The organism is Methylolobus aquaticus (genome assembly GCF_054172105.1).
Genome location: NZ_JBSYXP010000004.1, coordinates 190,363 through 202,353, shown reverse-complemented (window position 1 = coordinate 202,353; position 11,991 = coordinate 190,363). Strand labels below are relative to the sequence as shown.

Sequence of the window (11,991 nt, the reverse complement as noted above, 5' to 3'; positions counted from 1 at the left end):
AGCGTTCCTAGGACAATAGCGGAACGATCAGCAACGCAACGATGTTGATGATCTTGATCATCGGATTGACGGCCGGGCCGGCGGTATCCTTGTATGGATCACCAACGGTATCGCCGGTCACCGCGGCCTTGTGGGCTTCGGAGCCCTTGCCGCCGAAGGCGCCGTCCTCGATGTATTTCTTGGCATTGTCCCACGCGCCGCCTCCGGTGGTCATCGAAATCGCAACGAACAGGCCGGTGACGATCGTGCCGATCAGCACGCCACCGAGTGCCTCCTTGCCCAGCAGCAGGCCGACCACCAGCGGGACCGCGACGGGCAACAGCGACGGGACGATCATTTCCTTGATCGCCGCCTTCGTCAGCAAATCCACTGCCTTCGAATAATCGGGTTTCGCCTTGAAATCCATGATCCCGGGGATCTCCCGAAATTGGCGGCGGACCTCGGTGACGATACCGGCGGCCGCCCGTCCGACCGCTTCCATGGCCATCGCGGCGAAAAGGTAGGGCACCAGTCCGCCGATAAACAAACCGATGATGATCCGATGGTTGGACAGATCGAATGCCACCTGCCCACCCAGGGCATGGGTATAGTCCGCGAACAGCACCAGCGCAGCCAGTCCGGCCGAGCCGATCGCATAGCCCTTGGTCACCGCCTTCGTCGTGTTGCCGACGGCGTCCAGTGCATCGGTAATATGACGGACTTCCTCGGGCAGATTCGCCATCTCCGCGATGCCGCCGGCGTTGTCCGTGATGGGTCCGTAGGCATCCAGGGCGACGATCATGCCGGTCATCGACAGCATGGATGTCGCCGCGATGGCGATACCATAGAGACCGGCCAGCGAGTGCGCGGCCCAGATACTGGCACAGACCGCAATGACCGGGATCGCGGTGGACTTCATGGAGACCCCGAGACCGGCGATGATGTTGGTCGCATGACCGGTCGTCGAAGCTCCGGCGATGTGTCTGACGGGCTGGTACTCGGTCGCCGTGTAATACTCGGTGACCGCCACCATCACCGCGGTGAGCACCAGACCGATCAAAGCCGTGCCGTAAATACCCATGGCAGAGAGGGTGGTATCACCGGACGGCAGACCACCCCAGAACATGAACACGGTCACCGGCAGGAAGGCCACCGCCGAAAGGCCGCCGGACACGATCACGCCCTTGTAGAGACCGCTCATGATGCGGCGGCCCGTGGTGATCCTTACGAAGAAGGTGCCGACAATCGAGGCCAGGATAGACACGCCGCCCAGCACCAGCGGATAGATCACGGCGTTGTCGCGTCCGTCGGTGATCAGGCCACCCAGCAGCATCGTGGCCACGATCGTCACTGCATAGGTCTCGAACAGGTCGGCCGCCATGCCCGCACAGTCACCGACGTTGTCGCCGACATTGTCGGCGATCACCGCTGGGTTGCGTGGGTCATCTTCCGGGATGCCGGCCTCGACCTTGCCGACCAGATCGGCCCCCACATCGGCCCCTTTCGTAAAGATACCGCCGCCGAGACGGGCGAAGATGGAGATCAGCGATCCGCCGAACGCCAGTCCCACCAGCGCGTGCAGGGGATCGGCAACACCCAGGCTTTTCAGGATGGTGTAGTAACCGGCCACTCCGAGCAGCCCGAGGCCCACCACCAGCAGGCCCGTGATGGCACCGCCACGGAAGGCCGTGGTGAAGGCCGCGTTCATCCCGCGCGACGCGGCCTGCGCCGTGCGCGAGTTGCTGCGTACGGAGATGTGCATACCGATGTAGCCAGCGGCGCCCGACAGCGCGGCCCCCACGGCGAAGCCGCCCGCCACGGCCCAGCCGAGCGCGAAACCGATCACGACGAAGAGCACGCCGCCGACCGCGGCGATGGTGCTGTACTGACGATTGAGGTAGGCCTGGGCGCCTTGCTGGATCGCCGCAGCGATCTCCTGCATACGCAGATTGCCGGGGGACTGGACATTGATCCAGGCGATGGACAGGATGCCGAAGACCAGGGCGGCGATGGACGATACGAAGGCGAAGGACACCCCCCAACCAACCGAGAAGCCAATCGTGAAGAAAGCCACCAGCGCACCGTAACTGATGGTTCTCGTGCGCCGGTCCGCCAGAATCAGCTGCAACCCCTCCTGGGCGCACGCGACAATCGACATGGCCATATTGCTCCCCTTCCCTACTCGCCGTTCAATGTTGGATTTGGAACGCGCAAGAGGCGTGTCCTTGCGGCTGCCGCCGGCCACTGCAACCGACGCCTGCACCCGCACGGCGACACGATATTCCCACGCACAAAAAATAAAGTCTGCTAGACGTACCGCCGACCGGTGTTAACGGCTGGCGCGGCAACGCTGGAAGATGACACGAAGAACGGGCAGCGGTAGTCGGCGCTCGGCTGTCCGGACTTCCGGATGCGGTACGTTAGACGAATTGACTCTCCCGCACAAGCTGGCCCCGAGCGCACGGGCGTGGCATTCAGTGCGGGCAAGTCTGGCCGTTTCTCGGCGCCGTCCCCTATAATCGGGACCGTATCACCATTAGCGAGTCACCTCCCGTTTTGCCATCATCCTCCCCCCATCCGGCTCCGCTAACCCAGCCGGGACGGCGGCGTCGTCCGGCAATCAACGATTATCAGCCCGGCGCTTCGAGCCCGAAGCCGGCATTTCATCGGCCGGGTTCCGTCATTGCAACCGCAGCGCACGAGCCGTATCCGATCACCGTTGGCAGCGTGCTCGCAGAGCCTACATCCGGATCTTGCCATGTGGTTTGACATCGGGTTGATACTCTTCCTGATCGTGATGAACGGACTGTTCGCGATGTCCGAGATCGCGATCGTGTCCGCGCGTCGCGTGCGGCTGCAGCATGCGGCCGAGAAGGGCAGCAAGGGGGCGGCTCGCGCGTTGGAACTGGCCGAGCAACCCGGACGCTTCCTATCGACGATACAGGTGGGCATCACCTCGATCGGCATCCTGAGCGGTGCGCTCGGCGAGCGGGTCATCGCCGATCAGCTCCACGATTACTTCCTGACGATACCGGAGCTAAGCACTTACGCCCATGAACTGTCCCTGACGATCATGGTCGCCACGATCACCTACATCTCTCTGATCATTGGCGAGCTGGTTCCGAAACGCCTGGCCTTGCTGCGCCCGGAGGGGATCGCCGCCTTCTTCGCTCGCCCCATGCACCTGCTGTCGGTCGTGGCGCTGCCGCTGGTCAAACTGTTGAGCGTTTCTACGGATCTCGTGCTGCGTGCGCTGGGCGTCCGGCCACCGGACGAGCCGTCCGTGACGGAGGAGGAGATCAAGGTGCTGCTGGAACAGGCCACGGTCGAAGGCGTGTTCGAGCGCAGCGAACAGCAGTTGGTGGAGAATATCCTGCGTCTCGACGACCGCAAGGTCGGCGCGATCATGACGCCCCGCAAGGACATCGTTTATCTGGACATCCAGAAACCGTTCGAACGCAACCGGCAGACGATCACCGAACACCCGCACTGGATACTCCCGCTGTGCAATGACGGGCTGGACAACCTGATCGGCTTCGTGAAGACGAAGGACCTGTTGAACCGGATGCTGGCCGGCGAGAAGGCGGATCTGATGGAACTGCTGACACCGGCGCTGTTCGTGCCGAATTCGCTGTCACTGATGCAGGTGCTCGAACAGTTCAAAAAGTCACACCTGCACACCGCAATCGTGGTCGACGAATACGGCGAGTTGGACGGGCTGGTTTCGCTGAGCGACATTCTCGAGGCAATCGTCGGAGACATTCCGTCCGATGCAAGCGACGAGGAACCTCAGGTCGTCCGGCGTGAAGATGGTTCCTGGCTGATCGACGGCATGCTCGACATCGAGCGGTTCAAGGAACTGTTCGACCTGAACCTGTTGCCCGAGGAACAGATGGGCAACTTTCACACAGTCGGCGGATTCGTGATGCTGCGTCTGGGCAATGTCCCGCGCGTCACCGACAGCTTTGAATTCGAGGGCCTGCGCTTCGAAGTGATCGACATGGATCGCAACCGGGTCGACAAGGTGCTCGTCACGGAAGTCGCAGTTCCGGCGGTGTGACGACGTAATCGGAGCGCGGCGACGGCGGGCGCGGTACGCGCAATCACGGTCCGTCGGGCACCGGGGGCTCGGATCCTCCGTGTCGCGGTCAGGCGGCCCATCCATTTCCCCTGAATTGACGCGAGAACCGGTTCGCCCACCACCAACACCCCGGGATGGACCTAAACGACGCTGAGGTTGGTTAGAGCGTGCGGCCGTGAAAAATCAGATGACCGAGGAATTCGTCGCCCTGTTCCAGGCACTCGATACGCGTGATCATCGCGTTATCGACCTTGATCCGGAACAAGTTCCGCAGCGGAACCTCGAGTATGTGTGCCAAGACCATCCGGATCACGCCCGCATGGCATACCATCAGGACGTGCTGGCCAACATGTTTGTCGACCGTCTCCTGCAACGCAGCGACGACACGCTCCCGAAAATCGCCAAGCCCCTCGCCGTCCTTGGGCCGATTCGTCATCGGGTCTCGCAGGAAGCGCTGCAGCACGCCCGGGTCATATAGCGTCGCCAGCTCTTCGTGGGTCTTGCCCTGCCACGCGCCGAAGCCCAATTCCTTGATGCGCGGCTCGGGCTCAACCGGGATCCCGTGCCGTAGCCCAAGTTCTTCCGCAAATGCCTGGCAGCGCTGCAAGGGGGACGTGATGATGATGTCCCAAGGCGGAGCTTCGCGGCCGACGGCGGCCCACATTTGCTGCCAACCCTTGTCGCTGAGCGGATCATCGACCTGACCCCGGTAACGGCTCCCGCCGACGGGCTCGCCGTGGCGCATCAGGTCGATCAGCGTCGATACGCGTTCTTCGGTAATCAACGTCAGTCCGCCGGCAAGTGGCGCCGGGCCTCAGCGACCGCCTCGCGCACACGGATGGGAGCAGTACCGCCGAAATGATCGCGCGCCGAGACCGAGCCATCAAGCGTCAGTACGGCAAAGACGTCGTCATCGATGAGTTCGCAAAAGTGCCGCAGTTCGCCGAGCGAAAGCGCGGCCAGATCGCGCCGGGTTTCGACCCCGAGCCGCACGGCCTTGCCGACCACTTCGTGCGCATCGCGAAAGGCCAAGCCCTTGCGTACCAGATAATCCGCCAGATCGGTCGCGGTCGCATACCCGCGGCTTGCGGCCAATCGCATTTCGTCGCGATTCGCGCGAATGTGGGGAACCATATCGGCGAAGGCACGCAGACAGGCCCTCAGTGTGTCGACCGTGTCGAAGACGGGCTCCTTGTCTTCCTGGTTGTCCTTGTTGTACGCCAGCGGCTGGCTCTTCATCAGCGTCAGCAGGCCGAACAGGTGCCCGAAGACGCGGCCGGCCTTACCTCGCACGAGCTCGGGGACGTCCGGGTTTTTCTTCTGCGGCATGATCGATGAGCCGGTGCAGAACTTGTCCGGGAGTTCGATAAAGGCAAACTGACTCGATGTCCACAAGACCAGCTCCTCGGCGATCCGGGTCAAATGCATCATCAGCAGGCTGGCGCAGGCAGCGAACTCGATTGCGAAGTCGCGGTCACTGACAGCGTCCAGTGAGTTGGCGGCAGGCCGGTCGAAGCCCAGTAGTTCCGCAGTGCAGTGGCGATCCAGCGGGAAACTGGAGCCGGCCAGGGCGGCGGCGCCCAAGGGCATGACATTGATACGCTTCCGGCAATCGTGCAGCCGCTCACGGTCGCGCGCCAACATTTCGTACCAGGCCAGCAGGTGGTGGCCGAAAGTGATCGGTTGCGCCGTCTGGAGGTGTGTGAACCCGGGCATGATGGTGTCGGCCTCCCTCTCGGCAAGGTCGACCAGCGCCCGCTGCAGGCGCGCGAGGTCCCAGCAGATCAGATCGACTGCCTCGCGCAGGTAAAGACGCAGGTCGGTGGCGACCTGATCATTCCGGGACCGGCCGGTGTGCAGTTTCTTTCCGGTCTCCCCGATGCGATCGACCAGCCGTGCCTCGATGTTCATGTGCACGTCTTCGAGTTGCAGCGACCAGTGGAAATCGCCCCGGTCGATGTCGCCGGCGATATCCTCCAGGCCGCGCACAATGGCCTGCATCTCCTTTTCCGTCAGCACGCCGATGCGCTGCAACATCTGCGCGTGGGCGATGGAACCCTGGATGTCATGCCGCGCCAGCCGTCGATCGAACTCGACCGAGGCCGTGAACGCTTCCACGAAGGCATCGGTGGCCTCGGAAAAGCGCCCACCCCAAGGTTTCTGTTCGCTGCTCATCATCGATCCCGCATCTGTTCCAATATCCGGGAATTATACCGAAAAGCAAGCTTCATTCCCGCGATGACGCGCAGAGTCTGGTTTGGGCGCGGGTGCGTACCAAGTCCCTTGCGTCTGTAGTAGCATTTCCAACACAACCAAAGCGAACCGCCGTCAGAGTGAGGCATCGATGACCCAACCCACCCGGCTCCCAGCATGGAACGCCTTGCAGGCCCATAAGGCGGAAATTGCCGGCTTGCATATGCGCGACCTGTTCAAAGAGGATCCTGAGCGCTACTCCCGCTTTTCCATCCACTGGGACGAGTTCGTTTTCGACTATTCGAAGAATCGCATCACGCCACGCACCGTCGACCTGCTGCTGCAACTCGCCAGACAGGCCGAGCTGGCACCCCGTATCGAGGGGATGTTCCGAGGCGACAAAATCAACGTCACCGAGGAGCGGGCCGTCCTGCATGTCGCGCTCCGCAACCGGAGCAATCGACCCATCTGCGTCGACGGGGTCGACGTGATGCCCGCGGTCAACCGTGTACTCGAACGCATGGCCCGCTTCACCGCCGCCGTCCGTTCCGGTGAATGGCGGGGCTACACCGGCAAAGCGATCACCGACATCGTCAACATCGGCATCGGCGGATCCGACCTCGGCCCAAGAACGGTGGTGGAAGCCCTGAAGCCGTACGGAGCCGACAAGTTGCGGGCCCACTTCGTTTCGAACGTCGACGATGCCGACCTGATCGAAACGGTCAAGCACCTCAGCCCCGAAACCACGCTCTTTTGTGTCGCCTCCAAGACGTTTGCAACACAGGAAACGATGACCAACGGCCTGTCCGCCCGGGCCTGGCTACTCGATCACGCGCGCGACGATGCGGCGGTGGCCAAGCACTTCGTCGCGGTTTCGACGAATGCCGAGCGTGTGGCCGCATTCGGGATCGATGTGGCGAACATGTTCGAGTTCTGGGACTGGGTCGGCGGCCGCTACTCGCTGTGGTCGGCCATCGGGCTCCCGATCGCGCTGGCGGTCGGAATGGAGTGCTTTGAAGAATTGCTGGAAGGGGCTCATCAGGTCGACGAGCATTTCCGGAAAACGCCCTTTGAGCGCAATATCCCAGTGCTGATGGGATTGCTCGGCATCTGGTACAACAACTTCTTCGGCGCCCAGACCTACGCGATACTGCCTTACGACCAGTATCTCGAGTATCTCCCGACGTATCTCCAGCAGGGAGACATGGAGAGCAATGGCAAGACGATCGACATCAACGGACAGCCGGTAGCTTATCCCACCGGTCCGGTGATCTTCGGGCAGCCCGGCACGAACGGACAACATGCTTTCTATCAGCTGATCCATCAGGGCAGCGAGCTGATTCCCTGCGATTTCATTGCCGCTGCGCAAGGGCATCATTCCCTGGGGCGTCACCACGAAATCCTGATCGCGAACTTCCTCGCCCAACCCGAGGCGTTGATGCGCGGCAAGACCTATGACGAGGCCCTGGCGGAACTTCGCGCCAGCGGCGTTGATGAAGACGATCTCGCCAAGCCCGCCGCTGCCAAGACGTTTCCCGGCAACAAACCGACCAACACCATCCTTTACCGGAAACTGACCCCGCGTGTTCTCGGTTCGCTGATCGCACTCTACGAGCACAAGATCTTCACGCAGGGGGCGATATGGAATATCAATTCCTTCGACCAGATGGGGGTCGAGTTGGGGAAACAGCTGGCACAGACCATCCTGGCCGAGCTGAGCAACGATGAACCCGTGTCGTCGCATGACTCCTCGACCAACGGTCTGATCAATGCCTACAAGCGTTTGCGTCAGAAGTGAACTGCACGCATCGACGTGCCAAGCACTTCCGGGGAGGGCGCCGTTGATCACAACGACCAGCGGCCGGCCTAGCGTGCCCTGCCATCGCCCCTGAGCCCCTCCCTTTCTGCGCCCCCCTCCTCACCGTGACGACCGACACGCTCTTTCGCGACCGGCGCTCCACGCTGGAAGATTTCGATTTCGGCCCGGAGACAGCCGCGGTCTTCGACGACATGTTGGATCGCTCGATTCCCTTGTATCGCGAAATTCAGCGGATGATCGGCGAGATCGCCGCCGACTTTGCGGCACCGGGGTCCCAGGTCGTCGATCTGGGGTGCTCCACCGGCAATACGCTGCTGACGATGGACCGCGCCGTGACGGCGCCGGTCCGACTCGTTGGCGTCGATTCCTCCGCCGCCATGCTGCGTCAGGCCGAGGATAAATTCAGTCGCGAAGGCCTGCATAACGGCTATGAGCTCGTGTGCCGGGATCTGGCCGACGAGACCCCCTTCCACGACGCGTCCGTGGTCATCATGGCCTGGACCCTGCAGTTCATCCGGCCACTTCACCGAGACCGGGTCATTCGCGACATCGCCCGCGGACTCCGGGACGACGGCTGCCTCGTGCTGATCGAAAAGATGTCGAGCGAAAATTCTCGTCTGAACCGTTTTTTCATCCGCAGCCATCTCGAGTTCAAACGACGGCATGGTTACAGCGACATCGAAATCGCACAGAAGCGCGAATCACTGGAGAACGTATTGATTCCCTACCACGAAAATGAGAACCGCGAGCTTTTGCTCCGGAATGGCTTCAAGGCGTGCGAGACTTTCTTTCGTTGGTACAACTTCTGCGGCATACTCGCCGTAAAGTGAGCGTAGGTCGCGCCACTGCGGATATGTCGGGCGCGCACTGAAACCTACCGGAACATTTTGCGGATTTCCCCATCGTCATGCGTGAATTCCTACCCATCGCCAAGGGCGAAACATTTTTAGGCGTGCTGCCGGCTATGGCTAATCGCCATGGCTTGATCACGGGCGCCACCGGAACCGGTAAGACCGTCACCTTGCGCGTCCTGGCCGAAGCGTTCAGCGAAGTCGGCGTTCCGGTCGTCATGGCCGACGTCAAGGGCGACCTGTCCGGGCTTGCCGCGGCGGGTTCCGATGACGCCAAGATCAACGAGCGGGCCAGGCAACTCGGCGTCGATGAGTTCTCGTACCGCGGCTTTCCGGTCCTGTTCTGGGACTTGTATGGCGAGCGAGGGCATCCGATCCGAACCACCATCTCGGATATGGGACCCTTGCTCCTATCGCGTGTCCTGAACCTGAACGAAACGCAGAGCGGCGTCCTGAACCTCGCGTTTCGTGTCGCCGACGACAACGGGCTGTTGCTGCTGGACTTCAAGGATCTGCGAGCGATCGTGCAGTACGTGGGCGATCACGCGTCGGAACTGAAGACGGAGTACGGCAATGTGTCGAGCGCCAGCGTCGGCGCAATTCAACGCAATCTGCTCGCGCTGGAATCACAGGATGCCGAGCGGTTTTTTGGTGAACCCGCTCTGAATCTGGAGGACCTGATGCAGACCGACGCGAGTGGCGCCGGCTGCATCAATATCCTGGCGGCCGAGCGGCTGGTGCAGTCACCGACGCTATATGCCACCTTCCTGCTCTGGCTGTTGGCCGAATTGTTCGATCGCCTGCCGGAAGTGGGCGACGTCAGCAAACCCAAATTGGTCTTCTTTTTCGACGAGGCTCACCTGCTGTTCGACGACGCACCGGACGCCCTGATGGACAAGATCGAACAGGTGGTCCGTTTGATCCGTTCGAAGGGAGTGGGCGTGTATTTCGTGACGCAGAATCCCATCGATATCCCTGACCGGGTACTGGGACAGCTCGGAAATCGCGTACAGCACGCGCTGCGGGCCTTCACTCCAAAGGACCAGAAGGCCATTCGCGCAGCGGCGGAAACGTTCCGCATCAATCCCAAGCTCGATGTCTCCAGCGCCATCAGCGAACTGGGAGTCGGCGAGGCCCTCGTGTCTTTCCTGGACGAACTGGGCCAGCCCACGGTCGTGGAGCGTGCCAAGATCCTACCGCCCCGGAGCCGACTGAAACCCTTGAGCGATGCCGAGCGCACAGAGGTCATCGGTGCTTCCGTTTTGGCGGGAACCTACGACGTGCCCATCGACCGTGAATCCGCCTATGAAATTCTACGGGCCCGCGCCACTGAGGCGGCGGTGCTGACCGCACAGGTCGGGCGACCGGCGGCGTCTCGAAGAACCGATACGGTACTGGAGGCCTTCGCCAAGACTGCTGCTCGCTCGATGGCGAAATCCATCAGCAACCAGTTGGTCCGAGGTGTGTTGGGCTCCCTGCTGGGCCAGGGCACGGGCCGGAGACGCTGAGGTAGAGGCATCTACCGTTCGATCATGGCACGGGAAATCCGCGTAACCGGAGATATCCCAGTTAGGGGCAGTTGGCGATTAGGAAGTGGCATCCAGCGCCAAGCGCGCCACGCCATTTTGGCGCGCCGCTCCTGCCGAACTCCATTCAAAAATAGAGACGCGCGATCGCAGAGACGCTGTCGAAGTTGTACTGGAAAAACTGGGAGTCGATGATACCGCCGTTGGCGCCGCGCCGGCCATACTCGTAAATCAAGCTGAAGTCGGCATAGTCGACTGGCGTGTAGGTCGCTGCGACACGGGCAGAAAACGCATTGTCGTGCCGGTCCGGCGCCACAATCTCGTTCTGCCGATTTATCCCGCTCCGGGGATAATCACGGGTTTCATAATTCAGTGTAGCTGAAATCAGGGTTTTATCGGTCGGGTACCAGCTTGGCTCGATCAAAACGCCCTCGGCCATGTAGAACAGGCCCTGCTCTTCGAAATAGGTTCCAAGCGTGTGGTAACCGGCGACAGTCAACCCAGTCTTGATCGTCGGTAACCACGTCATCCCCAATCGCCAGACCTCGCCGGAAAAATCGCGGTCGGCGTTGTCGAAGTTTCGCCACAAATAGCCGACATTACCGTCGAAGGTCAGTTTCTCACTGATCCGATAACGCGTCACGAGCAGCGGCTTATCCTGGGAGGTGCGCGTAAACCCATTCACGACTTCAGCGCCACGCCCCGGGTATTTGCCTTCCAGTCGCGTGTACTCCAAGCCGAAAGAGTTACCCAACGGGGTCGCGTAAACCGTCTCGATGCGCGCCGTGGTATTTTCCACGTCCTGATTTTGACGGCGTTGCAGGCTGTGCGTGACCTCATTCCAGTCGCCACCCGCGGTCACCCGCAAACGCGGACTGATTCGGTAGGTGACGTTGCCAAAATAGTTGATGAACCGCAATAGATCCTTGCCGGGAAACCGGAAGTTACCGAATCCACCGAGCTGGCGCGCGTAGCGCGCCCCAACCTTAGCAGACCAGGAGTCCGCCCACTCCAAGTCGAACGCCGTATTGGTGTCCCACGAGAGGTTGTCGAGCGAACTGTTGCGTACGAAGGAGTTATTGGCACCCAATAGATTCAGCGTCCACAGCTGCCTGGAGAAAGGCACCAGGATCTTGCTACCGATGGACAACTGGTTGATGAAGTCGCTCTTGCTCGCACCGGGCGGCAGGTAACAAGCCGTAGCGCCGCCGCGATCGCAGGTCGGATCGACGATGGGCGGATCGTTGGGCGCGCGGTAGACGTTGCTGTCATAACTGAATGTGTTCCAGATGAAAGGCTGAAAGTACTCATTCAGATTATTCGGCAGCTTGGTCAGGGTCTTCGGTGGGACCGCAGACGACACCGGAGACACGAGTGTCAGCGCAGTGACCCACAGCAGCAAGGCATGCAGCCTCGGTGCTGACCCTCCCTGGCGGCCTGTCTTCGCCGCGGCATCTGCCGTATCGCGCAGCACGCCTTGCCCGAGCATCAGGTCACGAAGTTTGGCCATGCGCCCGCTGAAGGAGCCACTCCCCACCCCAT

The 11,991-nt window shown here is 61.4% G+C and carries 8 protein-coding genes; 4 read left to right on the top strand and 4 right to left on the bottom strand.

Going from position 1 to position 11,991, the window contains the following annotated elements:
* Positions 1–7: 7 nt before the first annotated feature.
* Positions 8–2,143, bottom strand: coding sequence for a sodium-translocating pyrophosphatase (locus ACW73L_RS06960; RefSeq protein ID WP_498920965.1), 2,136 nt, complete (start codon positions 2,141–2,143; stop codon positions 8–10).
* 594 nt (positions 2,144–2,737) lie between these two features.
* Here ACW73L_RS06960 and ACW73L_RS06955 point away from each other — a divergent pair.
* Positions 2,738–4,039, top strand: coding sequence for a hemolysin family protein (locus ACW73L_RS06955; protein ID WP_498920963.1), 1,302 nt, complete (start codon positions 2,738–2,740; stop codon positions 4,037–4,039).
* A gap of 181 nt (positions 4,040–4,220) precedes the next feature.
* Here ACW73L_RS06955 and ACW73L_RS06950 read toward each other — a convergent pair whose 3' ends face one another.
* Together ACW73L_RS06950 and argH are read right to left on the bottom strand one after the other, a co-directional pair.
* The gene (locus ACW73L_RS06950) at positions 4,221–4,844 is read right to left on the bottom strand and encodes a histidine phosphatase family protein (RefSeq protein ID WP_498920961.1); all 624 of its coding nucleotides are present in this window, start codon (positions 4,842–4,844) and stop codon (positions 4,221–4,223) included.
* 2 nt (positions 4,845–4,846) lie between these two features.
* Positions 4,847–6,235 (bottom strand): argininosuccinate lyase, encoded by a 1,389-nt coding sequence (gene argH / locus ACW73L_RS06945; protein WP_498920959.1) that lies wholly within the window; start codon positions 6,233–6,235, stop codon positions 4,847–4,849.
* A 169-nt stretch (positions 6,236–6,404) separates the two neighbouring features.
* On the opposite strand from argH, the gene pgi reads away from it, so the two are divergent.
* The 3 genes from pgi (at position 6,405) to ACW73L_RS06930 (ending at position 10,431) form a co-directional block, all read left to right on the top strand.
* Positions 6,405–8,051 (top strand): glucose-6-phosphate isomerase, encoded by a 1,647-nt coding sequence (gene pgi / locus ACW73L_RS06940; protein ID WP_498920957.1) that lies wholly within the window; start codon positions 6,405–6,407, stop codon positions 8,049–8,051.
* A gap of 125 nt (positions 8,052–8,176) precedes the next feature.
* Complete coding sequence (gene cmoA, locus ACW73L_RS06935) at positions 8,177–8,902, top strand: carboxy-S-adenosyl-L-methionine synthase CmoA (protein ID WP_498920955.1); 726 nt, start codon at positions 8,177–8,179, stop codon at positions 8,900–8,902.
* A 77-nt stretch (positions 8,903–8,979) separates the two neighbouring features.
* Positions 8,980–10,431 (top strand): helicase HerA-like domain-containing protein, encoded by a 1,452-nt coding sequence (locus tag ACW73L_RS06930; protein WP_498920954.1) that lies wholly within the window; start codon positions 8,980–8,982, stop codon positions 10,429–10,431.
* A gap of 145 nt (positions 10,432–10,576) precedes the next feature.
* Here ACW73L_RS06930 and ACW73L_RS06925 read toward each other — a convergent pair whose 3' ends face one another.
* Entirely contained in the window at positions 10,577–11,959 is a 1,383-nt protein-coding gene (locus ACW73L_RS06925) for a hypothetical protein (protein ID WP_498920952.1), read from the bottom strand.
* Positions 11,960–11,991: the final 32 nt, after the last annotated feature.

Excerpts from the sequence above, each read along its gene's own strand:
- pgi (WP_498920957.1), top strand. The coding sequence starts at position 6,405 with ATGACCCAACCCACCCGGCTCCCAGCATGGAACGCCTTGCAGGCCCAT.
- ACW73L_RS06925 (WP_498920952.1), bottom strand. The coding sequence starts at position 11,959 with ATGGCCAAACTTCGTGACCTGATGCTCGGGCAAGGCGTGCTGCGCGAT.
- ACW73L_RS06930 (WP_498920954.1), top strand. The coding sequence starts at position 8,980 with ATGCGTGAATTCCTACCCATCGCCAAGGGCGAAACATTTTTAGGCGTG.
- ACW73L_RS06960 (WP_498920965.1), bottom strand. The coding sequence starts at position 2,143 with ATGGCCATGTCGATTGTCGCGTGCGCCCAGGAGGGGTTGCAGCTGATT.
- ACW73L_RS06955 (WP_498920963.1), top strand. The coding sequence starts at position 2,738 with ATGTGGTTTGACATCGGGTTGATACTCTTCCTGATCGTGATGAACGGA.
- argH (WP_498920959.1), bottom strand. The coding sequence starts at position 6,235 with ATGAGCAGCGAACAGAAACCTTGGGGTGGGCGCTTTTCCGAGGCCACC.